The organism is Allorhizobium sp. nf9_anc, from assembly GCF_056323085.1.
Map to the genome: position 1 here is coordinate 3,877,662 of NZ_CM150481.1, position 22,021 is coordinate 3,899,682.

Consider the following 22,021-nt stretch of genomic DNA (forward strand, 5'->3'; position numbering starts at 1 on the left):
ATGGCGGGCGCGGCGCCGCGTCTGTTGACGATCCCTCCGGGTCGACCCTTTCTCCGGACACTGACGGAAGCGCTGCTCGACGGGCGATTGACCGAAAGCTTTCGCTACGACGCCACGGATCCGCTTTCGCTGGCAGGCGTGACGCTGCTTGTGCCGACGCGACGCGCGGCGCGCGTGCTGCGCTCCGAATTCGTTGATCTGCTCGGCGGGCGCGCTGCCATTCTGCCCGATATCCGCACACTCGGAGAGACCGACGACGACAGCGGCTTTTTCGACCTCGATGCGCCCCTGCTGATGGACCTTGCACCGCCGGTCAGCGGCACCGTGATGCTTCTCGAACTGGCACGGCTCATCCTTGCCTGGCGCAACCAGTTGCCGGAGATCGTGCGGTCGATCCATGCCGATACGCCGCTTGTGGCACCGGCGAGCCCGGCAGATGCCGTCTGGCTAGCGCGCGCCCTCGTCGAACTGATCGAGGCGGCGGAGACGGAGGGATGTGACTGGAGGGATCTGGAGAAGCTTCAATCCGCAGACTTCGGGTCCTGGTGGCAATTGACGCTGGAGTTTCTCAAGATCGCCACCAGCTTCTGGCCGGCGCGACTGCAGGAACTGGTGCGATCCTCTCCGGCGCGCCACCGCGATGCCGTGCTGCGGGCGGAAGCCGAGCGTTTTCGCAGTCAGGGTGCGGATGGGCCCGTCATCGTTGCGGGCTCGACGGGTTCGATCCCGGCAGCGGCTGAATTGATCGCGGCCATTGCAGAACTCGACCAAGGCGTCGTGGTGTTGCCGGGGCTCGATCTCGACATGCCGGACGAAGACTGGTTGAAGCTGAACGATCGGGATATCTCTCTTGTACGACCGAGCCCGGCCGTTCGCGGGCATCCGCAATATGGCCTCGCCCATCTGCTTCGCCACATGAAGCTTGAGCGCGCTGATGTCCAGGTGCTCGAACCCGCAGCGCAAGCCCTCAAAGACCGTGCGGAATTCCTCTCCCGTGCCATGGCCCCTGCGGAGGCGACAGACACCTGGAAAGCCTGGCGCGGGGGTATCGATGATCACCGGGTGCTCGACGCGTTCCGCGATGTCGCGCTCATAGAGACGGCGAACGAACGCGAGGAAGCAACCGCCATCGCGATCGCGCTTCGTCTGGGGCTGGAGCAAGTATCAGAGAACCCGGAGAGCCGGGTGGCGCTCATCACGCCGGATCGTGCCCTGGCGCGGCGGGTGATGTCGGAACTCGCCCGCTTCGGCATCGAGGCGGACGATTCGGCTGGTACGCCGATGACGGGTACACAGGCTGCGATGCTCACACAGGTGGTGGCGGAGGCCTGCCTGCGGCCGGGCGACCCGGTGGCGATCGTATCGGTGATCAAGCATCCGCTGGCGCGTTTCGGATTTTCGGCCGAAGACATGCGCAAGGCGGCTGACGCCCTCGAGAGAATTGCACTACGTGGCGGTCTTAAAAGTCTCGATCTGGCTGATATGGAAGCGCTTTTCGCCGAAGGGCTGGAAGCGCATCTCGCAGACCGGCACAAGCCGCAATGGCGGATCTCGATCAGCGCGGAGGAGATGAACCTTGCACGGGCACTTGCGCAACGCGTAACCGCAGCCGTTGAGCCCCTTGTCTCTTCCTTGGTCCGGTCACGCGACGGACGTGTTCTGTCGCAGCAACTAACGCTCAGCGATTGGGCGGAACGCACGGGCCGGGTGCTCGAGGCCGTCACCATCGACGAGCGGGGCGATCTTGCCGGCCTCTGGGGCAATGCAGCGGGTGAGGCTCTCGCCCGGCTTCTCGCCGAGGTGCTGGAAACAGATGGCCAGATCGAGGCGGATGGTGCGCAATGGGTGGATATCCTGACGGCGCTGATGGCTGGCCAGGCGGTCAAGCCGCGCGCCATGCGGCACCCGCGCGTCTTCATTTTCGGCACACTCGAAGCCCGCCTGCAGAATGTCGATATGATGGTGATCGGCGGGATGAACGAAGGCAGCTGGCCGGGGCAGACCAAGAACAATCCCTTCCTGTCGCGCGTGATGAAGACGGAAGTAGGTCTTGAGCCACCGGAACGGCAGATCGGCCAGGTGGCCCATGATTTCCAGATGGCCTGCGGCACCCGCAAGCTGATCTTTTCACGATCCCTTCGGCAAGGTTCGGCACCGACGGTTGCCTCGCGCTGGCTCCAGCGACTGATGGCATTGGGCGGACCGCTGCTTGAAGACGAGATGCGGCAGCGGGGGCAGATCTATCGCCGCTACGCCGATCTGATCGACCAGGGCGAAAACCAAGCCCCGGCACAGCGGCCTGCGCCACGGCCGCGCGCCGAACTCCAGCCGCGTAGCTTCAGCTTTTCCGAGGTCGGGCGCTTCCGGCGCGATCCTTACTCGATCTATGCACGGCGAATCCTGCGTCTCGATCCTGTCGATGCCTTCAATCAGGATCCGGGAGCGGCCGAACGCGGAACGCTCTACCACCGGATCGTCGAGCGGTTCATTCGCGAGGATCATGACGCTGCCCGGCTGGACGCGATCAATATCCTGCATCGGATTACGGATGAGGAGTTCCTGACAGAGGCCCTGCCACTGCATATCGATATTGTCTGGCGGCAGCGCTTCTATAGCGTCGCGTCGGCCTTCCTCACCTGGGAGCGGGAGCGCAGACCGGAAGTGAAGCGATCACTGACAGAAGTGCGCGGCAATGTCCTATTGCGCCCCGTCGATATCACCATCAGCGGGATTGCCGACCGCATCGATATCCGGGGCGGCGGCTTTGCCGATATCATCGACTACAAGACGGGCCTCAACCCCAGCACCAATCAGGCGCGCAGCCTGCTCGATCCGCAGCTGGCGCTGGAGGCGGCGGCCCTCCTCCAGGGTGCATTCAAGCCCGCCGGCGACATGAAGCCTCTCAATCTGGTCTATGTCCGTCTGCGACCCGGCGACCGGTTCTCGGCCGACCAGGTGAACAACGAGATGGCGACGCGGGGCGACAGCAAGAAGTCTGCGCTTGAGCTTGCGACGCAATCCGTCGACGAGCTCGGTCGCTTCGTTCAGGCGCTGCAGAGCGGCGAGCGCGGTTATGTGTCTCGCCTGATCCCGGCAGAACAGAACGCCTATGGCGGCGAATACGACCATCTGGCGCGTGTAGCCGAATGGTCGACGGCGGAAGCCGAGGAAGGAGCCGGCGATGAGTGATCAGCGCTTTGCCCTGGACGAGCTACCGACCGGCAGCGATCCCGCCGCCTGGCTCGGCTGGACGACGCTTGCCCAATCACGCGCATCCCATCCCGGCCAGTCGGCCTGGGTGTCGGCCAATGCCGGCTCCGGCAAGACGCATGTGCTGACGCAGCGGGTGATCCGGTTGCTGCTGGCGGGCGCCCGCCCCTCGTCCATTCTCTGCCTGACCTATACCAAGGCCGCGGCGTCCGAAATGTCGAACCGCGTCTTTGAGCGGCTGGCTGAATGGGCGACACTTGACGATCGGGAACTGGCCAAACGGATTGCGGCGATCGAGCAGAAGGAGCCGGATCGCGCAACGCTGGCGGCCGCACGCCGGCTGTTCGCAAAAGCACTGGAAACGCCCGGTGGGCTTAAGATCCAGACGATCCACGCCTTCTGCGAAGCCCTGCTGCACCAGTTTCCGCTAGAGGCAAACGTCGCCGGGCATTTCAACGTTCTCGACGATCGGGCGGCCGTGACCGTCCTTGCCGAGGCGCGGCGATTGCTGCTGACGGCGACATCGACGGAAAACGACGCCGGCCTGGCGGAAGCCTTCTCCCAGGTGCTGAGCATTGCGGATGAAAGCGGGCTCGAAGCACTCATCGCCGACACCGTGGCCAACAGACACGCGATCCGCGACTTCCGGCTGCGTGCAGAACGGACCGGTGGTCTCGATGCCGCCCTGCGCAAAGGCCTTGGTATTGGCCCGCTCGAAAGCGAGATCAGTCGCGCCGAAGAATACTGGCCGCTTGCCGGCCTATCGGGTGGCAATTTCAGCCGTTACATCCAGCTTGCCCTCGAAAAGGGCGGCGACAAGGTGCGCACAGTCGCGGAAGTGCTTGAGCGGGCGCTGGTGGAGAAGGATCCGCTGGAGCGGGCGAAGCTGCTCGATCAGGCCTTCCTGACGGCGCAGGAAGCCCCAAAGGCCGACAGCTCTCTGATTGCCGCCGCCATAACAAAGGTTGCGCCTGATTTCAAGGATGCTGTCATCGCGGCCCGGGATCATGTGGTCGCCATGCGGGACCGGCTGCGGATCTTCCGCATGTATGAGGCGACGCGTTCGGCGCTGACGCTGGCCGTGCGTCTCGACACTGACTACGAGGAACTGAAGAAGCGGCGCTCGCAGCTCGATTTCGAGGATCTGATCGTTCGTACCGCCCGGCTTTTGACGCGGGGCGATGTCGGTGCCTGGGTGCATTACAAGCTCGACCAGGGCATCGACCATATCCTCGTCGACGAAGCGCAGGATACGAGCCCCGTGCAATGGGATGTGATCCGGTCGCTACGCGAGGACTTTTTCACAGGTTTGAGTGCTCGGCCGGAGATCCGAACCTTTTTCGCCGTGGGGGACGAGAAGCAGTCGATCTATTCCTTCCAGGGGGCACGACCCGAGCAGTTCTCACAAGAGGCGCGCCAGACAGAACGGGCCGTGACCGAGAGCGGACAGAGCTTCAACACGGTGCGCCTGCCGCTCTCCTTCCGCTCGACGCAGTCAGTGCTTGCGGCTGTCGACCAGGTCTTCAGTTTCTCGGAAAACAACCGGGGCCTGAGTGCTGCCGGCGCCGACGTGGTGCACCAGTCCAGCCGTATCGGTCATCCCGGTACCGTCGACGTCTGGGACATGATCGCTGCCGAGAAGCAGGAGAAAGACGAAGACTGGACGGCGCCTTTCGACGCCACCCCGGAAAGCGCGCCCTCCGCCATTCTGGCACGGCGCGTGGCGCACCAGATCAGTCAGATCGTCGGCCGCGAGACGATCATAGAGAAGGGCAACAAGCGACTGATCCGCCCGGGCGATATCCTCGTCCTCGTCCGCAAACGCGACGGTTTCGTCAATGCGCTAACCCGCTCTCTGAAGCTTCCCTATAATGTACCGGTCGCCGGTGCCGACCGTCTGAAGTTGACCAGCCATATCGCGGTGCAGGACCTGCTGGCACTCGGGCGCTTCCTGCTGCTACCGGGTGACGACCTGTCCCTGGCGTCCCTTCTGAAAAGTCCCCTCTTCAACCATGGCGAAGACGCGCTGATGGAATTGGCGGCCGAGCGGCCGGAAGGACAAAGCCTCTGGGACCGCCTAACGGCGCAGGCCGAGACGGATGGGGCTTGGAAGCGAACGTCCGATCTCCTCCGCCTGTTTCTGGAGCAGGCGCGGGAATACTCCGTGCATGATTTCTACGCGCGTGTGCTCACTGTTCATGGCGGTCGACGGGCCTATCTGGGCCGCCTCGGCTCCGAGGTCAGCGATATCCTGGATGAATTTCTGACCTTTGCCCTGTCCTTCGAGACCAGCGGGCTGCCGGGCCTCCAGTCCTTCGTTTCGACGCTGGAAATGGAGGCGCCGGAGGTCAAGCGCGAGCAGGACAAGGAGCGCAATGAAGTCCGGATCATGACGGTGCATGCCTCGAAAGGGCTTGAGGCACCAATTGTCTTCCTCATCGATGGTGGATCAAAGCCGTTCAATTCCAACCATGTGGCCAAACTCCGGATCCTCGAGCGTCCCCAAGGGGGGGCCTTGCCGATCTGGGTTCCGACCAAGGCGCTCGGAAATTCGATTTCCGCAGGCGACATGGACAAGCGCAAGGGCCAGGCAGAAGAGGAGTATCGCCGCCTGCTCTATGTTGCGATGACGCGCGCGGCGGATCGCCTGATCGTGGCGGGCTATCGCGGCGTGCAGGATACTGGCGAGATCTGGCACAAAATGATCTCCCATGCGCTCAGTTCCGATGAGATCCGCTCAAGCCCCATGGAGTTTCAAGGGCCGGACGGTAGCTGGACCGGGATGCGCTGGTCTCTGGGCGAGGCTGAGCAGGATCTGCCGGTTATTGCCGAGAGCGCCGAAAGCGAAGAGAGCCACAGCCTCCCCTCTACGCTCTGGAAGCCGCTGCCACCGCCGGTGAGCCTGCCAAGACCCTTGAGCCCATCGGGTGCGGGCAGCATCGTCGTGGATGACGACGATGATGTGCTGACCGCCTCGGCACTCTTTGCAACGACGGAGAAGGCCGATCTCGCCCTCCAGCGCGGACGCCTCATCCACCGCTTGCTGCAGAACCTTCCAGTCCTTCCGGCCTCAGAGCAGAGAGCGGCGGCCGAGCGCTATGCCAACCGCGCTGCACGGTTCTGGACCGCAGAGCAGCGGGAGCGGCTCGTCTCGACTGTGATGTCCGTTCTGGAGGACGAAAGCCTGGGTCCCCTGTTCAGCGCCGGCAGCCGAGCCGAGGTTTCTGTCATGGGGACGATGCGGCTGAAGGGTGAACTGCGCGCTGTTTCAGGGCGGATTGACCGAATGACCGTGCTTCCTGATCGGGTCATCATCGCGGACTACAAGACGAACCGGAATCCCCCATTCGAGGCTGCTCAAGCGCCCCTCTCCCATCGGGTCCAGCTCGCCATCTACCGCGAGATCCTGCAGCCACTCTATCCGGGCAAACAAGTCGAATGCTGGCTGATCTACACCGAAAACGGCAGCCTCATTCCGCTTGATGACAGCCTTCTTCAGCGGTCCCTTGCCGACCTCGAAACATCGTGAGATACCGCATATTGAAATTGCTGCCGTGCGGCATCACATATCTAGTCAATTCCGTATTTATGAAGGGAGAGCCCCATGGCTACCGTTAAAGTCGACAAGTCCAACTTCCAGGCCGAGGTTCTCGACGCTTCCGAACCGGTTGTCGTGGATTTCTGGGCTGAATGGTGCGGCCCGTGCAAGATGATTGCCCCGAGCCTCGAAGAAATCTCCAACGAACTCGCCGGCAAGGTGAAGATCGCCAAGCTCAACATCGATGAAAACCCGGAACTGGCTGCCCAGTTCGGCGTTCGCTCGATCCCGACGCTTGCTGTCTTCAAGGGTGGCGAAGTGGCCGACATCAAGGTGGGTGCGGCCCCGAAGACCGCGCTGTCCAGCTGGATCGCCGGCGCTGCATAAGCCTCACGTCATTGATGACCAAAGAAAAAGCCCGGTTTTCACCGGGCTTTTTTCATGTGGGGATGGTGCCGTTCTCGGCGAGCACATTGCCCGCGAGATAGAGGGAACCGCCAATCATGATGCGGGGCGGAACTCCGCCTTCGCTGCGTTCGCGGATGGCATCCAGTGCCTGGGCCAGCGATCCCATCGGAACCGCCTTCAGTCCGGCCTCTGCTGCTGACAGAGCGAGGGCCACCGGGTCGAGGCCAACGTCAGAGCCGTGTATCGGGACGGTATAGACGTTGTGGGCGATATCAACGAAGGCACGGAAGAAGCCGATCGGGTCCTTAGTGTTGATCATGCCGATCACCAGATGCAGCGGCCTTGCCTGACGTTCTTCCATGGCTGCCATGGCTTCGGCGATCACTTCGCCCGCACCCGGGTTGTGACCACCGTCAAGCCAGATCTCCGAGCCCTCAGGCGCATGTTCCACTAGGCGGCCCTCCGTCAGCCTCTGCAGACGGCCCGGCCATTCCACTGAGAGCATCGCCTTTTCCGCGATCTCTTCCGTCACCGAATAGCCGGCTGCCTTCACGGCACGGATGGCTGTTGCGGCATTGCCGATCTGGTGTCGACCCGGAAGACGCGGCAGCGGCAGATCCATCAGACCGAACTCGTCCTGGTAGACTAGGCGACCGAATTCCTCATAGGCAAGGAAATCCTGGGCAAAGACGGCGAGCGGACAGCCAAGGCGTTCTGCCGTGCTGATCAGCACATCCTTGGCGCCATCGAATTCCTGATGGCCGATCACCACGGGAATACCGCGCTTCATGATGCCTGCCTTCTCGGCAGCAATCAGCTCGACGCGGTCGCCGAGATAGGCCTGGTGATCAAGCGAGATCGGCTGAACGATACAGACAGCCGGGTTTTCGACAACATTCGTGGCGTCGAAACGCCCACCAAGGCCCACTTCAAGCACGACGACGTCGGCAGGCTGCTCGGAGAAGAGAATGAAGGTGACCGCCGTCAGGATCTCGAAGACGGTGATAGGCTGGCCGCCATTGGCCTCGGCAACACGGCGCAGCGCATCTGCGAAGAGCGCATCGTCGACGATCTGCCCGCGGCCACCCTTGACGCCGATACGATAGCGCTCATGCCAGCGCACCAAGTGTGGCGACGTGTGGACGTGAACAGAGAGGCCCTGCGCTTCCAGAAGCGCACGGCAGAAGGCGGTGGCTGAGCCCTTGCCATTGGTGCCGGCCACATGAATGACCGGCGGCAGCTTCAGATGCGGATTGCCCAGAACCTCGAGGAGGCGCCGGATGCGGTCGAGCGAGAGATCATAGCCCTTGGGGTGCAGCCCCATGAGCTTTTCGATCTCGGCATCGGCCTGGCTGACGATGGGGTCTGTCATGACACTCGTTCCGCTGCCGCGGGCTCAAGGGGAAGCAAGGCTCAGGCCGAGGCCTTGGCGACCGGCTTCGTCACGTTGGCCGGAACCGCCGTGTCGTTTGCAGGGCGCTTGGTCATGATCTTCAGGACGCGCGCCAGCGTGTCCGGAATGTCGTGACGCTTGACGACCATGTCGACCATGCCGTGTTCCAGCAGGTATTCCGATGTCTGGAAGCCTTCCGGGAGCTTTTCGCGGATCGTCTGTTCAATAACGCGCTTGCCGGCGAAGCAGATCTCGGCACCTGGCTCTGCAATGTGGAGATCGCCCAGCATGGCGTAAGATGCCGTCACACCGCCCGTGGTCGGGTTGGTGAGGACGACGATATAGGGCTGGCCGGCTTCCTTCAGCATGTCGACGGCGACCGTGGTGCGGGGCAACTGCATGAGCGAGAGGATACCCTCCTGCATGCGCGCACCACCCGAAGCCGGGAACATGACGAGCGGGCACTTTTCCTTGATGGCGCGTTCAAAGGCTTTCACGATCGCTTCGCCAGCCGCAATGCCGAGCGAACCACCCATGAAGTTGAATTCATGCACAACGGCCACGAGCTTCAGGCCCTGTACGGTGCCGACTCCCGCGACGATCGTGTCTTCCTGATCGGTCTTGACGCGGCTATCCCGCAGGCGGTCGGTGTATTTCTTGGAATCGCGGAACTTCAGCGGGTCCTGCGCCACCTTCGGCTGCTGCAGAGCTTCAAACTGGCCACCGTCGAAGAGGTCGGTCAGACGGGCCTTGGCCGGCATCTTCATGTGATAGCCGGAGGCCGGGATGACCCACTTGTTCTCTTCCAGATCCTTGTGGAAGACCATCTCGCCCGTTTCCGGGCACTTGATCCAGAGGTTTTCCGGAACTTCACGGCGACCCAGCATGGAATTGATGCGCGGGCGCACATAGTTGGTGATCCAGTTCACGCGGCTTACTCCTGATGTTTGAAGCCCATATGGGGTGCTTATTCGGCGGCAGCAAGACGTGCGGAACGCACGCCGCTTGCCAGCCCGCGCACCAGCGTGGCAACGGCCTGAACCGTATCCGCCGTCGCTTTTCCATCGGCTGTGAGGTTGGTGGCAACCTGATTGACGATCGCGGTCCCGACCACGACGCCATCGGCATTGGCGCCGATCAAGCGCGCATGCTCGGCGGTCTTGACGCCGAAGCCGACGCAGATCGGCAGGTCCGTGTGCGCCTTGATGCGCTGGACAGCGCCGGCAACACGCGAGGGATCCGGCAGCGACGAACCGGTAATACCGTTCATCGAGACGTAATAGACGAAGCCCGAGGTGTTCTTGAGAACGGTCGGCAGACGCTTGTCGTCGGTGGTCGGGGTCGCCAGGCGGACGAAGTTGATATCGCGGCTGCGGGCCGGAATGCAGAGTTCGTCGTCCATTTCCGGCGGCAGATCGACGACGATCAGGCCGTCGATTCCGGCAGCGAGCGCGTCATCAAGGAAACGCTCGACGCCATAGACGTAGATCGGGTTGTAATAGCCCATCATGACGATCGGCGTTTCGTTGTCCGTCTTGCGGAATTCACGCGCGAGATCAAGCGTGCGCACGAGGGTCTGGCCGGCCTTCAGAGCCCGCTGGCCGGCAAGCTGGATCGCCGGGCCGTCAGCCATCGGATCCGAGAAGGGCATGCCGAGCTCTATGACGTCGGCGCCGGCTTCCGGCAGGGCCTTCATGATCGCAAGCGACGTATCGTAATCCGGGTCGCCACCCATGAAATAGGTGACGAGAGCCGGGCGGCCTTCTGCCTTCAGGGCAGCGAAACGTTGGTCCATACGCGCAGTCATGATCAGAGCCCCATACCGAGAATCTTGCCGACAGTGAAGATGTCCTTGTCGCCGCGGCCGCAGAGGTTCATCACGATGATCTGGTCCTTGTCCATCTTGGGCGCGCGCTTGATGACTTCGGCGAGCGCGTGGCTCGGCTCAAGCGCCGGGATGATGCCTTCGGTGCGTGTCAGCAGCTGGAACGCGGCGAGTGCCTCATCGTCCCTGATCGGAACGTATTCGACACGGCCCATATCCTTGAGCCAAGAATGCTCCGGGCCGATGCCAGGATAGTCGAGGCCGGCGGAGATCGAATGACCTTCCTTGATCTGGCCGTCACCATCCTGCAGCAGATAGGTGCGGTTGCCATGCAGCACGCCCGGCGTGCCTGCGGTCAGCGAGGCGCAATGCTCCTCACCTTCAAGACCCTTGCCACCGGCTTCAACGCCGACGATGCGGACGCTTTCGTCGTCGAGGAACGGGTGGAAGAGGCCGATCGCGTTCGAGCCACCGCCAACAGCGGCAATCAGCATGTCCGGCAGACGGCCTTCAGCGGCCAGCATCTGCTCGCGCGTTTCGCGGCCGATGACCGACTGGAAGTCGCGGACCATTTCCGGATAGGGATGCGGGCCGGCGGCGGTGCCGATCATGTAATAGGTGTCGTCGACATTGGTGACCCAGTCGCGCAACGCCTCGTTCATGGCATCCTTCAGCGTGCCGTGACCAGCGGTGACCGGCTTCACCTCGGCGCCAAGGAGCTTCATGCGGAAGACGTTCGGCGCCTGGCGCTCGACATCGGTCGCGCCCATGTAGACGACGCAAGGAATGCCGAAGCGGGCCGCGACCGTGGCCGAGGCCACACCGTGCTGGCCAGCGCCGGTTTCAGCGATGATGCGGGTCTTGCCCATGCGCTTGGCGAGCAGAATCTGGCCGAGGCAGTTGTTGATCTTGTGCGAACCGGTGTGGTTGAGCTCGTCGCGCTTGAAGTAGATCTTCGCGCCACCGAGTTCTTCCGTCAGGCGCTCTGCGAAATAGAGCGGGCTCGGACGGCCGGTGTAATGGGTGTTGAGATGCGCCAGCTCAGCCTGGAATTCCGGATCCGTCTTTGCCTTTTCCCATTCCGCCTGCAGCTCCAGGATGAGCGGCATCAGCGTCTCGGCCACGAAACGGCCGCCGAAGATGCCGAAGCGGCCGTCTTCGTCTGGACCTTCACGGAAAGAATTGGGTTTGGGTGACTGGTTCACTTGACACTCCCTGAAACCGGCTGTGCACGACTTGCCTCGGCGACGGCCGCAAAAAACTCATCCATAATCTGCAGATCCTTGACGCCCGGCGCGGATTCCACGCCAGAGGATACGTCGATTGCACGGGCTCCGGTTTCCCGCAGAGCCTCTGCGATGTTGGCCTTGTTCAGGCCTCCGGAAAGCATGTAATCGACGCTGTCGTCAAGCGAGCGCAGCAGGCGCCAATCGAAGGTCACGCCATTACCTCCGGGCAAATCGGAACCCACAGGCGGTTTGGCGTCGAAGAGAAAACGATCGGCAATACCGATATAGGGCTCTATGCGCCTCAGGTCATCGGCATCGCGGATGGAAAATGCCTTCATGATCGGCAGGCCCGTTACGGCCTTGACGGTCAACAGGCGTTCCGGGCTTTCGTGGCCATGGAACTGCAGAATATCCGGACGCATCAGCGCAATAATCTCGTCGAGATCATCATTGTCCGCATCGACTGTTACCGCGACGCTTTTGACCCGACCGCGAACGCGATCGGCGAGCGTTCCTGCGATATCGGGCTCAATGTTGCGCGGGCTTTTTTCGAAGAAGATGAAGCCAATATGGCTCGCGCCACGTTCGGCCGCACGATCGACGGCCTCCGGCGTCTTCAGTCCGCAGATCTTGATATCGGGTCTCATGGCAGCGAAGTCGCACGAAATCAAAAAAGAGTCGAGCCAATTTGCGACAAAGGCTGAAAGGTCGCGGGTCGCTCAGGCAAAGTCGATGGCGTGCAGTGTCGAGCCATGCCGCTTCAGCCATGCCTTGGCCTCTTCCATCTCGGGGCAGAGCTTGCGGCAGAGTGCCCAGAAGTCCGGGCCATGGTTCATCTCACGCAGGTGCGCAACTTCGTGGGCAGCGAGATAGTCAATGACAAGAGGCGGCGCCATGACGATGCGCCAGGAGAAGCTGAGCTTGCCATCCCAGGAACAGGACCCCCAGCGGCTGCGGGTGTCCTTGAGGGTCATGCTCTTCACCGGCTTACCGACATTTTTGGCATGAAACTCGACCAGCCGCTCCAGATCGCGACGCGCTTCCTTCTTCAGGAAGTCGGCGACACGCCTCGGCAGGTGATCTTCAAGACCGCTGACGCTCAGCACATGGCCAATCTCGCTGTCGATCGACTGGGTGAGACCTCGCAGTTGTCCGGTATGGACGATCCGATGCGGAATGCCGCGGAGCAGGATCTCTCCACCGTCCTCGATGCTGCCGACCGACTTCTGGCGCTTCAGCTTGGTGCTGAGCCAGCCCTGGTGCCGGTCGAGAAAGTCATCGATGTCCCGGTCGCGCAAACCATGGGGGATGGTCATCTTCAAGGCGCGTCCGCCTGGCTCGATCCTGAGTGTGATGCGGGTTGCGCGCCTGTTCCTGCGAATTGTCAGCGGGATCGACCGGCCATTGACGGCGACGGCTCGCTCCAGCTGGATTGCTGGTTCTCTGAGTGGTTTCAGCTTTTTAAGCAGGGGAAACATGGTCCGTGTTCTAGCCGATTCGTGCGCGGGTCGCTGATCAAAAAAAGGCCGGCGCAATAGCGCCGACCTCGGTCTCGTCACGTGAGCACCCGGCAAATCAGTTGCCGGTGAAGCCCTGGGTCGGAGCGGATTCGCCTGACGTCTTCATCTGCTGACGGTCGCGCATGAAGCGGTCGAATTCTTCCTGGTCCTTCGCCCGGCGCAGTTCGCGGGCGTAGTTGTCGAATTCGGCGCGCATTTCATCGAGACGACGACGTTCTGCGTCGAGACGCTCGAGTTCGGTCTTGCGCCAGTCGTCGAAAGCGGCGTTGCCGGTCGAGGCAGGCGCAGTGTAGCTGTTGGAGCGGCACCAGGCGAAGGCACTATCCGCCTTCTGGTTGGCTTCCCGCTTGAAGCTCTGGAACTTCTCGCCGAACAGGATGTAGGCAAGCATGGCCAGACCGAGCGGCCAGAAGACCATGAAGCCGACTACCATCAAGGCGACGGTTGCCGGAGTCCAATCCGGCCGAAGCAGTGCTGACTGGTTCATCATCGATAACCTCGTTTTGCGCGGACGGCGGAATGCCGTCCGATGGTTTCGATGTGGGAAATGCAACCCTGCCCTTCAAGAAAGAAGCGGACCCAATCGAAGAACCGACTGAATCCGCTACTTAAATTCGAAATGCCGAAAGTATCAGAGAGCCTTTCCGCCCTTGATGACGCGCTTGACGGGCGTTGCCTTCTGGCCTTTGCCGTGGGTCTTGGCGAACTGGACGATGCGCGGAGCGATCTCGCGGCGGAAGCGGGAACCGTTGAAGACACCGTAGTGCCCGACATCCGGCTGCATGTAATGCATCCGCATATGCTCCGGAATATTCGTGCAGATCGTCTGCGCGGCCTTCGTCTGGCCAACGCCAGAGATGTCGTCGTTTTCGCCTTCCACGGTCAGAAGCGCGACATTGCGGATCGCCGTGGTATCGACGCGCTTCGTCCGGTGCATCATTTCCCCCTTGGGAAGCGCATGCTTGATGAAGACGGTATCGACCGTCTGCAGATAGAATTCCGCGGTCAGGTCCATGACCGCCAGATATTCGTCGTAAAAGTCACGGTGCTTTTCGGCGGAGTCCCCGTCGTTCTTGACGAGGTGCATGTAGAATTCCTTGTGGGCGATCATGTGCCGATCGAGGTTCATCGACATGAAGCCCGAGAGCTGCAGGAAGCCGGGATAGACGGCGCGCATGACGCCGGGCTGCGGCCACGGAACCTGCATGATGACGTTGTCGCGGAACCATTCGAGCGGCTTGTCCTGCGCCAGCTGATTGACCGCCGTCGGGTTGATGCGTGTGTCGATCGGGCCGCCCATGAGCGTCATCGATGCCGGGGCACAGGTGTCTCCATCGGCTTCCATCACGGCTACAGCGGCAAGCACGGGCACGGACGGCTGACAGACAGCGACAACATGGGTGTCCGGGCCGAGATGGTGAAGCATGTCGATGACGTAATCGATGTAATCGTCGAGATCGAAGTCGCCCTCGGTCACGGGAACCATCCGGGCGTCGATCCAGTCGCTGATATAGATGTCAGCACTCGGCAGCAGCGCCTCGACTGTGCCGCGCAGCAATGTGGCATAGTGGCCGGACATCGGGGCGACGATCAGGATACGCGGGCCTTTTTCGGCACCGGCCGGCAGATGCCGCTTGAAGTGGATCATGTCACAGAATGGCTTGCGCCAGACGATCTCTTCCTCGACCTTGACGCTCTCACCATCGACCGTGGTTGTCGGAAGACCAAAGGCCGGCTTGCCGTAGCGGCGCGTGACGCGCTCGAAGACTTCGAAGCCTGCGGAGAAGGAGCGCCCCACGACCGTGTGCGACCAAGGGTTCAACGGATTTTTCCAGGCGAGGTTCATTGCGTCGGCGGTTGCCCGGAAAGGCGCCATGACTGCGTGGTTCAGTTCGTAGAGCTGATAGAACATGGGTTCTGTACCTTTGTACCAGACCGAGAGGTCCGAGTTCATTCGCTACACTAACAGACTTTGTGCAACGCAAAAGCCCGGATTTTTCCTCGGCTGGCGTCACGGAAAGCCCTCAGACTTCGGATGATGTTCGAAAAGGCTTAAGGTTCCCTCCCCGCGACGCGGTTAATCAATGACCGCAGAGTTCACCTGAAATTGCAGCCTCTACCCTTTCCGAGGCTTGCGAATTGATGTTTGTTCCATCCGTCGTCCCAAGACATGAGTGAAGGAACACCATGACCACCAGCAATCACCGTAAGTCCGAGTACAATGTCGATCCGATCTTCCTCGATCGTTGGTCTCCGCGTGCTTTCGACGGAAGCACCATGCCGAAAGAAGACCTGCTGACCATCCTTGATGCGGCTCACTGGGCACCGTCTGCGTTCAACTACCAGCCCTGGCGCTTTGTCTACGCCCTGGAGGGCACGCCGGAGTTCGACAAGTTTCTCGACATTCTGATCGAGTTCAACCAGGGCTGGGCCAAGAACGCCTCGGCTCTGGTCTTCATCTTCTCCGATACATTGAGCCGCCCTGCCGACGGTTCTGAGCCGAAAGCCTACCGCAGCCACAGCTTCGATGCGGGCGCTGCCTGGGGACTCCTCTCCCTGCAGGCTATCAAGTCGGGTTACTTCGCTCATGCCATGACCGGCTTCAGCTTCGACCGTGCGCTCTCCGAACTGGGCGCACCCGAGGGTTTCCATATCAATGCGGCCGTTGCGATTGGGAAGCTCGGCGACAAGGAAGCCCTGCCCGAGGGCCTGCGTTCGCGGGAAACGCCAAACGATCGCAAGCCGCTTTCAGAAGTCGCCCTTGAGGGTCACTTCTAAAGGCCTTGCCTGGTTTCACGTGAATCACGTTAACCATTGCGCCGGCAATGACTGTGGATAAAGAAAGGGCCGCTTCGATCCGAAGCGGCCCTTTGTCGTTTGCTGATTGAGCAAATTAGATGTCGAGGTTGGCGACGCTCAGCGCATTTTCCTGGATGAACTCGCGACGTGGCTCGACTTCGTCGCCCATGAGGCGTGAGAACAGGCCATCGGCATCCGTCGCATCGTTGACCTTGACCTGCAGCAGGGAGCGGACATTCGGATCGAGCGTGGTTTCCCAGAGCTGCTCGGCGTTCATTTCGCCCAGGCCTTTGTATCGCTGCATCGAAAGGCCCTTGCGGCCAGTGGCGAAAATCGAATCCAGCAGCGCGCGGGGACCGGACATGTCGCTACGTCCGTCCTTACGGGTCAGAACCGGTGGCTCCGAATAGATCTCGCGGAGGCGTGCGGACATCTGGTCCATATGGCGGGCATCGGCAGAGCCGATCAGAGCGACGTCGACCGAGGCGACTTCCTTCACGCCACGGACCATACGCTCGAAGCGCAGACCGCCTTCGTCGGTGACAAAACCTTGCCAGCCGCGCTCGGTGTCTTCCGCGATCATGTCGAGGCGGCTTGCGACTAGCGCTGCCGTTGCTTCCGCCTGCTGGCGATTGCCGGTGAGCTCAGGATTGAGAGCGCCGCCGATTGCCGCCTGCTCGATGACATTGCGATTGTAACGGGAATGCAGGCCATCAACCAGAGAACGCAGGCGCAGCGCATCCTGAATCACGTCCCGCAGGTCCTGGCCGGCGCGGACTTCGCCATTGGCGAGAGTGAGCGTGGCTTCCTCGAGACCCATTGTGATCAGGTAATCTTCCAGCGCCTTTTCGTCCTTCAGGTACTGAACGGACTTGCCGCGCGAGACCTTATAGAGCGGCGGCTGGGCGATGTAGAGGTGACCGCGTTCGATCAATTCCGGCATCTGACGGAAGAAGAAGGTGAGCAGCAAGGTTCTGATATGCGCGCCGTCCACGTCAGCATCGGTCATGATGATGATCTTGTGGTAGCGCAGCTTGTCCGCGTTGAACTCGTCCTTGCCGATCGATGTGCCGAGCGCCGTGATCAGCGTGCCGATTTCCTGGCTCGAGAGCATCTTGTCAAAGCGCGCGCGCTCGACGTTCAGGATCTTACCACGCAGCGGCAGGATCGCCTGGTTTTCGCGCGAACGGCCCTGCTTCGCGGAGCCACCTGCCGAGTCACCCTCGACGAGGAAGAGTTCGGATTTGGCCGGGTCGCGCTCGGAGCAGTCGGCGAGCTTGCCTGGCAGGGAGGCGATGTCGAGTGCGCCCTTGCGGCGGGTCAGTTCACGCGCCTTGCGGGCGGCTTCGCGGGCAACAGCGGCCTCGACGACCTTGCCGACGAGGATCTTGGCTTCGGTCGGATGTTCTTCGAACCAGGTGCTGAGCGCTTCGTTGACGAGGTTTTCAACGACCGGGCGCACTTCCGACGAAACGAGCTTGTCTTTCGTCTGCGACGAGAACTTGGGATCCGGTACCTTTACCGAGAGGACGGCCGAGAGACCTTCGCGGCAATCTTCACCCTGCAGCGATACCTTTTCCTTCTTGGTGATGCCGGAGCTATCCGCATAGGACGTCACCTGACGCGTCAAAGCTGCGCGGAATCCGGCCATATGGGTGCCGCCATCGCGCTGGGGGATGTTGTTGGTAAAGCAGAGGACATTCTCGTGGTAGCTGTCATTCCACCACATGGCGACTTCGACGGTGATGCCGTCCTTCTCGCCCTTGATGGCGACAGGCTTATCGACGAGCGGCTTCTTGGAGCGATCGAGATAACGGACGAAGGCTTCGAGGCCGCCGTCATAGAGCATTTCTTCCTGGCGGATGTCGGACTTGCGCTTGTCGGTCAGAAGAATGCGGACACCGGAATTCAGGAAGGCGAGCTCGCGAAGGCGATGCTCAAGCGTTCCATAGTCGAAATCGACATTGGTGAATGTCTCAGTGCTGGGCAGGAAGGTCACTTCCGTTCCCGAACGGCCTTCATATTCACCGATCACCTTCAGCGGACCGTCGGCCACGCCGTGGGTGAAGGTGATCTCGTGCAGCTTGTTGTTGCGGCGGATCTTCAGGGTGAGCTTGACCGAGAGCGCGTTGACGACGGATACGCCGACGCCGTGCAGACCGCCTGATACCTTATAGGAATTCTGGTCGAACTTACCGCCGGCATGCAGCTGGGTCATGATGACTTCGGCAGCCGAAACGCCTTCGCCGGTATGGATATCCGTCGGGATACCACGACCGTTGTCGGTGACCGTGACCGAACCATCCGCGTTCAAGGTGACGGTGACGATGTCGGCGTGACCGGCCAGAGCCTCGTCGATCGCGTTGTCGACGACTTCGTAGACCATGTGATGAAGACCCGAGCCGTCGTCGGTGTCGCCGATATACATGCCGGGGCGCTTTCGGACTGCGTCCAGTCCCTTCAGAACCTTGATCGAGTCCGCACCATATTCGGCCGGACCATCATTTTCCGCGATCGGCAAGTCGGTCATTCAGCAATCTTTCCAGTCAATTCTCAAAGGCCCGGCTGATTCGAATCAGCAGCTTCAAGTGGCCCGACTATAGGGGTTTTGGCCTGAGTTCCAAAGGCGAGGGCGTTGTTTCTGGTGGATAGAGAGGGCTTTTCAACCCCATCACGGCCGTTTTTTGGCGCCATCCAGAATATCCTGCATGTCTCGTATCACATCCGGAGAGAGCTGGCGAATCAGCTTCGAAAGATCGTTGGCGAATGCGGTGTATTCGGGCTTCATACCGGAGGTATCGATGACGACCCTCGGGTCTGAACGACCGGCCACAGAGAAAAGCTCCTCAGCCTCATCCCAGATGATATTGAAGTATCCGGCCACCCGCTGAAGGAAGTCGAAATTCGGCAAGCCACGCTTGCCGTGCTCAAGTGCCGAGAGGTAGGCAGGCGATACGCCGATAGCGGCAGCCATCTCCTTCTGGGACACGCCCTTGCGTTCCCGCAGCTGCCGCAAGGCGTCGCCGAAGGGCGTCATCGACGATCCTGCCCGCGGCGGGACAGCCGCACATAGAGGGCGCCCTCCCCACCATGATGCCGTGCTGCCGGCTCATAGGACGAGATGATGAAACGGAACTCGGGCATCGCGAACCAGAGCGGGACTGCACGCTTCAATGCGCCTTCGCTGCCGAGCGAGCTGCCCTTGCCGGTAATGACCAGGACGTGGCGCAGCCCACGCTCATGCGCGCGGATCAGGAAGTCCAGCAACATGCCATGGGCCTCGCTCTGGATCAGGCCGTGCAGATCGATGCGTGCTTCGAGTGCCAGATGACCACGGGAGAGCTTGCGCTTGACCGGTTTTTCCAAGGGGTGGTGCGCATGCTGGGCTGGCTTGCGATCGCCCTCACTGCTGACTGCAGACGACGACAAGGCAGCGCGGTTGAGCGCGGGCACATCCTTTTCCTCGACCGGTGTCTCGAACTGCTCCTCGAAGCTCAAAAGGTCTTCCATCCGCCCGGGCATGGGGCGGGTGGAGCGTGCGACCTTGCCCCAGAGGACACGATCTTCCGGATTGAGCTTTGATCCACCCGACACTCAGAAGAACCTCTCTGCCGCCTGCTTCGGGATCAGTATATAGAAATCCGCCGCACTACGCACGGCGCCGGCGAGTTCGCCGGCCTCATCGCCAGACCCGGTGAAGATATCTCCACGAGCCGGGCCGACGATCGCAGAGCCGGTATCGAGCGCCAACATGGTGCGGGCAAAATCACGCCCTCCATCCATATGGGTGAGACCCTTGGCATGGATGAAGAAGGGAAAGCCGAAGGTGTGGATCTGGCGATCGACCGCGAGCGACCGTCCGGCGATCAGCGGCACCTTGGCCGCAGCAATCGGGCCGCGGGTGAGATCATCGACCTCTGCCTCGCGAAAGAAGATGTAGGATCTGTTGTGCCACAGGATCTCGTGCACCCGCTCAGGATGGTCAGCCAGCCAGGCCCGGATCGACTGCATCGAAATTGCCGCTTCCGGGATCTCGCCAAGATCGATCAGCAGACGGCCGATACCCGAGAAAGGATGTCCGGCTTTTGCGGCATAGGTGATGCGCCGAAGCCGGCCATCCGGATATCGCAAACGCGCTGCACCCTGGACATGGGCAAAGAAGACATCGACCTTCGAGCGAGCCCAGGCAATCTCAAGGTTTCGACCGTCGAGCCAGCCTTCGTCGATCGCGCGTCGATCCGGATAGAGCTGGATCCCATCACCCGACTGCAAGGCGAAGGCATAAGACGGATCGAGGTGATCGGGACGATTGCTGTCATCGACATCAACCAGATCCAGGGGGCGGCGATAGAAGGGATAGGAGAATTCATCATCCCGAACGTCGCTGACGGCCACTTCCGGCTCGTAAAAAGCCGTGACGAGCCCCGATTGAGTGCTCGTGGGCTCGATCAGAAAAGCCTGCGTCTCTTGCTCGAAGAATGATCGCGCATCACCGGCAGAGACAGAATTCAAACTGCCAGCGCGCTCAAGAAGAGGCAGCAGATCATCGGCAGTTAGGCCGAGTGAACCCGCCTTATACGGTTTGACCGACCGCAGGTAATTCCCGCAGTCGGCCATGGCAGTCCAGAGAGACGATGGGTCATCGAAGCGCCAGCCCGGGATATCCTCGAAGGAGACGGGCTTCAGGCGAAAGGCGGAACCGACCTCCGTCATTGTTCCGCTTCGGTCGCAATCAGCTTCCAGTTCGGGTCACGCGAACGAACATCACGTGCGAATGTCCAGACATCGTTGACCTCTGACACCGCCTCGGCGTCGCCATCGATCATGGTCCCTTCCTTATCGAAAGTGGCCGTAATCAGCTGGCTGACAATTCGAACGGTGACCTGCTCTTCGTTGTCTCGTGCCGAAGCCTGGGTGATTTCTGCCTTCTCGATCCCGACAAAGGTCGACCTCACGGTTTCGCCCCTGCTTTCGCGGTCGGCAATCGCGCTCTCGAAGCCCTCAAGGACTTCGCGAGACAGCAGGCCCTTCAGGGCTTTGCGATCGCCATCCGCATAGGCCATCACGATCATCTCGTAAGCAATCTTGGCGCCGTTCAGGAATTCCTTAGGGCTGAAGCTCGGATCGTGGCTGAGTAGTTCGCGAAGCTGATCATTGAGAGGCGTGCCAGCCGGCGCATAAGCGTCTACTGCACCGAAGCGCTCCTCACCTGTCGCTTCCTCGCGGCGCGGCAGGGTCACAACCTTGCCGTCGTCACGCTCCGACGCCTTGGACAGATCGCGCTGAGCAAAGGGATCGAAGGGTGGCTTTTCGCTGCCCGTACGACGTCCGAGCACACTGCGAAGCTGAAAAAAGATCAGGACCGCGGCCACCAGGAAGAACAATGTAACGAAATCGCTAGATCCCATGAATACCGCCAGGCTTGATTGAATTTGATTTTTCGTTCTCCCATATAGTCTTCAGTGCCGCATCATTCAAATGGCGATGCGCATTCTTTGCAGCGAGTTTCCGCCGACTGTTGCGATATCGGGATCACAATGGCGTTTGGAGTGATACATGCGCCTGCCACTGGTGATCTTTCTGATCGCACCGCTCATCGAGATCGCCAGCTTCATCATCGTTGGTCAGGCGATTGGCGTTCTGCCCACGCTCGGGCTGATCATCCTGTCGGCCGTTGTCGGTGTAGCGCTGTTGCGCTTCCAGGGAGCTGGCATCTTGCGCCGCCTGCAAAGCGAGGCTCAGAGAGGCGTCGACCCGGGACGCGAACTGGTTCATGCGGCACTTCTCGTCGTTGCGGCCTTCCTGCTTATCGTGCCCGGCTTCTTCGGCGACATAATTGGCATTCTGCTCTTCCTCCCCTTCCTCCGCGTCCTCGCCTGGCGCTTGATTAAGCCGCGTCTCGTCGTTCGGAGCGCTTTTTCAGGCAGTGGTTTTCGCACAACCCGTCCGGCCGATGAAAATGTCGTCGACCTCGGTGACGACGAGTTTCAAAGAGAGAGCAATCCGAACTCCGCAAGGCCCGACTCACCCTGGCGCGATCCTCGGATCGGCCGCGACTGACATGCCCTGCCCCTGCCGGGCCGCAGGGTTGTAAGGTGA

Annotated in this window: 18 protein-coding genes; 5 read left to right on the forward strand and 13 right to left on the reverse strand. The window is 61.2% G+C overall.

Annotated features, from left to right (window positions below; genetic code table 11):
* The 3 genes from addB (at position 1) to trxA (ending at position 7,135) form a co-directional block, all read left to right on the forward strand.
* Complete coding sequence (gene addB, locus AC02Y0_RS18945; RefSeq protein ID WP_476380453.1) at positions 1 to 3,189, forward strand: double-strand break repair protein AddB; 3,189 nt, start codon at positions 1 to 3, stop codon at positions 3,187 to 3,189.
* Positions 3,182 to 6,739 (forward strand): double-strand break repair helicase AddA, encoded by a 3,558-nt coding sequence (gene addA, locus AC02Y0_RS18950; protein WP_476380454.1) that lies wholly within the window; start codon positions 3,182 to 3,184, stop codon positions 6,737 to 6,739. The genes addB and addA overlap by 8 nt, the downstream gene beginning before the upstream one ends.
* A 75-nt stretch (positions 6,740 to 6,814) precedes the next feature.
* Positions 6,815 to 7,135 carry a thioredoxin gene (trxA, locus tag AC02Y0_RS18955; protein ID WP_069042721.1) on the forward strand — a complete coding sequence of 107 codons (321 nt, stop codon included), beginning with the start codon at positions 6,815 to 6,817 and terminating at the stop codon, positions 7,133 to 7,135.
* A gap of 52 nt (positions 7,136 to 7,187) precedes the next feature.
* Here the strand turns inward: trxA and AC02Y0_RS18960 are convergent, their stop codons facing one another.
* The 8 genes from AC02Y0_RS18960 to AC02Y0_RS18995 all read right to left on the reverse strand — a co-directional run bounded on the left by AC02Y0_RS18960 (position 7,188) and on the right by AC02Y0_RS18995 (position 15,035).
* Positions 7,188 to 8,528, reverse strand: coding sequence for a bifunctional folylpolyglutamate synthase/dihydrofolate synthase (locus AC02Y0_RS18960; protein WP_476380456.1), 1,341 nt, complete (start codon positions 8,526 to 8,528; stop codon positions 7,188 to 7,190).
* A 41-nt stretch (positions 8,529 to 8,569) separates the two neighbouring features.
* A complete protein-coding gene (accD, locus tag AC02Y0_RS18965) occupies positions 8,570 to 9,478 on the reverse strand; it encodes an acetyl-CoA carboxylase, carboxyltransferase subunit beta (protein WP_102021215.1) in 909 nt (302 codons plus the stop codon).
* A gap of 38 nt (positions 9,479 to 9,516) precedes the next feature.
* Positions 9,517 to 10,356, reverse strand: coding sequence for a tryptophan synthase subunit alpha (gene trpA / locus AC02Y0_RS18970; RefSeq protein WP_444556731.1), 840 nt, complete (start codon positions 10,354 to 10,356; stop codon positions 9,517 to 9,519).
* 2 nt (positions 10,357 to 10,358) lie between these two features.
* Positions 10,359 to 11,579: a tryptophan synthase subunit beta gene (gene trpB, locus AC02Y0_RS18975; protein ID WP_102021213.1), complete on the reverse strand. Its 1,221-nt coding sequence runs from the start codon at positions 11,577 to 11,579 to the stop codon at positions 10,359 to 10,361.
* The gene (locus AC02Y0_RS18980) at positions 11,576 to 12,250 is read right to left on the reverse strand and encodes a phosphoribosylanthranilate isomerase (protein ID WP_476380459.1); all 675 of its coding nucleotides are present in this window, start codon (positions 12,248 to 12,250) and stop codon (positions 11,576 to 11,578) included. Before AC02Y0_RS18980 ends, trpB begins: the two co-directional genes overlap by 4 nt.
* 72 nt (positions 12,251 to 12,322) lie before the next feature.
* A complete protein-coding gene (locus AC02Y0_RS18985; protein WP_476380461.1) occupies positions 12,323 to 13,081 on the reverse strand; it encodes a M48 family metallopeptidase in 759 nt (252 codons plus the stop codon).
* Between the two features lie 97 nt (positions 13,082 to 13,178).
* On the reverse strand, positions 13,179 to 13,610 hold the full coding sequence (locus AC02Y0_RS18990) for a DUF2852 domain-containing protein (RefSeq protein ID WP_476384085.1): 432 nt from the start codon (positions 13,608 to 13,610) through the stop codon (positions 13,179 to 13,181).
* A 144-nt stretch (positions 13,611 to 13,754) separates the two neighbouring features.
* Positions 13,755 to 15,035, reverse strand: a complete 1,281-nt coding sequence (locus AC02Y0_RS18995; protein WP_102021211.1) for a polyhydroxyalkanoate depolymerase — start codon at positions 15,033 to 15,035, stop codon at positions 13,755 to 13,757.
* Positions 15,036 to 15,310: 275 nt separating this feature from the next.
* Between AC02Y0_RS18995 and AC02Y0_RS19000 the strand changes: the two genes are divergently transcribed.
* Complete coding sequence (locus tag AC02Y0_RS19000) at positions 15,311 to 15,901, forward strand: nitroreductase family protein (RefSeq protein ID WP_476380463.1); 591 nt, start codon at positions 15,311 to 15,313, stop codon at positions 15,899 to 15,901.
* A 115-nt stretch (positions 15,902 to 16,016) separates the two neighbouring features.
* On the opposite strand, the gene gyrB is transcribed toward AC02Y0_RS19000, so the two are convergent.
* From gyrB to AC02Y0_RS19025, 5 genes are all read right to left on the reverse strand, one after another.
* Positions 16,017 to 18,452, reverse strand: a complete 2,436-nt coding sequence (gyrB, locus tag AC02Y0_RS19005; RefSeq protein WP_476380465.1) for a DNA topoisomerase (ATP-hydrolyzing) subunit B — start codon at positions 18,450 to 18,452, stop codon at positions 16,017 to 16,019.
* A gap of 141 nt (positions 18,453 to 18,593) precedes the next feature.
* Complete coding sequence (locus AC02Y0_RS19010; protein ID WP_102021208.1) at positions 18,594 to 18,959, reverse strand: helix-turn-helix domain-containing protein; 366 nt, start codon at positions 18,957 to 18,959, stop codon at positions 18,594 to 18,596.
* Positions 18,956 to 19,516 carry a Smr/MutS family protein gene (locus tag AC02Y0_RS19015; protein ID WP_476380467.1) on the reverse strand — a complete coding sequence of 187 codons (561 nt, stop codon included), beginning with the start codon at positions 19,514 to 19,516 and terminating at the stop codon, positions 18,956 to 18,958. The genes AC02Y0_RS19010 and AC02Y0_RS19015 overlap by 4 nt, the downstream gene beginning before the upstream one ends.
* Positions 19,517 to 20,635, reverse strand: a complete 1,119-nt coding sequence (mltA, locus tag AC02Y0_RS19020; protein WP_476380468.1) for a murein transglycosylase A — start codon at positions 20,633 to 20,635, stop codon at positions 19,517 to 19,519. It abuts the gene before it with no gap.
* Positions 20,632 to 21,330: a Tim44/TimA family putative adaptor protein gene (locus AC02Y0_RS19025; protein WP_476380470.1), complete on the reverse strand. Its 699-nt coding sequence runs from the start codon at positions 21,328 to 21,330 to the stop codon at positions 20,632 to 20,634. The genes mltA and AC02Y0_RS19025 overlap by 4 nt, the downstream gene beginning before the upstream one ends.
* A gap of 148 nt (positions 21,331 to 21,478) precedes the next feature.
* Between AC02Y0_RS19025 and AC02Y0_RS19030 the strand changes: the two genes are divergently transcribed.
* Positions 21,479 to 21,982 carry an FxsA family protein gene (locus AC02Y0_RS19030; protein ID WP_476380472.1) on the forward strand — a complete coding sequence of 168 codons (504 nt, stop codon included), beginning with the start codon at positions 21,479 to 21,481 and terminating at the stop codon, positions 21,980 to 21,982.
* Positions 21,983 to 22,021: the final 39 nt, after the last annotated feature.

Excerpts from the sequence above, each read along its gene's own strand:
- AC02Y0_RS18980 (WP_476380459.1), bottom strand. The coding sequence starts at position 12,250 with ATGAGACCCGATATCAAGATCTGCGGACTGAAGACGCCGGAGGCCGTC.
- trxA (WP_069042721.1), top strand. The coding sequence starts at position 6,815 with ATGGCTACCGTTAAAGTCGACAAGTCCAACTTCCAGGCCGAGGTTCTC.
- addB (WP_476380453.1), top strand. The coding sequence starts at position 1 with ATGGCGGGCGCGGCGCCGCGTCTGTTGACGATCCCTCCGGGTCGACCC.
- AC02Y0_RS18985 (WP_476380461.1), bottom strand. The coding sequence starts at position 13,081 with ATGTTTCCCCTGCTTAAAAAGCTGAAACCACTCAGAGAACCAGCAATC.
- trpA (WP_444556731.1), bottom strand. The coding sequence starts at position 10,356 with ATGACTGCGCGTATGGACCAACGTTTCGCTGCCCTGAAGGCAGAAGGC.
- addA (WP_476380454.1), top strand. The coding sequence starts at position 3,182 with ATGAGTGATCAGCGCTTTGCCCTGGACGAGCTACCGACCGGCAGCGAT.
- AC02Y0_RS19010 (WP_102021208.1), bottom strand. The coding sequence starts at position 18,959 with ATGACGCCCTTCGGCGACGCCTTGCGGCAGCTGCGGGAACGCAAGGGC.
- mltA (WP_476380468.1), bottom strand. The coding sequence starts at position 20,635 with ATGACGGAGGTCGGTTCCGCCTTTCGCCTGAAGCCCGTCTCCTTCGAG.
- gyrB (WP_476380465.1), bottom strand. The coding sequence starts at position 18,452 with ATGACCGACTTGCCGATCGCGGAAAATGATGGTCCGGCCGAATATGGT.
- AC02Y0_RS18960 (WP_476380456.1), bottom strand. The coding sequence starts at position 8,528 with ATGACAGACCCCATCGTCAGCCAGGCCGATGCCGAGATCGAAAAGCTC.
- AC02Y0_RS19000 (WP_476380463.1), top strand. The coding sequence starts at position 15,311 with ATGACCACCAGCAATCACCGTAAGTCCGAGTACAATGTCGATCCGATC.
- AC02Y0_RS18995 (WP_102021211.1), bottom strand. The coding sequence starts at position 15,035 with ATGTTCTATCAGCTCTACGAACTGAACCACGCAGTCATGGCGCCTTTC.
- AC02Y0_RS18990 (WP_476384085.1), bottom strand. The coding sequence starts at position 13,610 with ATGAACCAGTCAGCACTGCTTCGGCCGGATTGGACTCCGGCAACCGTC.
- AC02Y0_RS19030 (WP_476380472.1), top strand. The coding sequence starts at position 21,479 with ATGCGCCTGCCACTGGTGATCTTTCTGATCGCACCGCTCATCGAGATC.
- AC02Y0_RS19025 (WP_476380470.1), bottom strand. The coding sequence starts at position 21,330 with ATGGGATCTAGCGATTTCGTTACATTGTTCTTCCTGGTGGCCGCGGTC.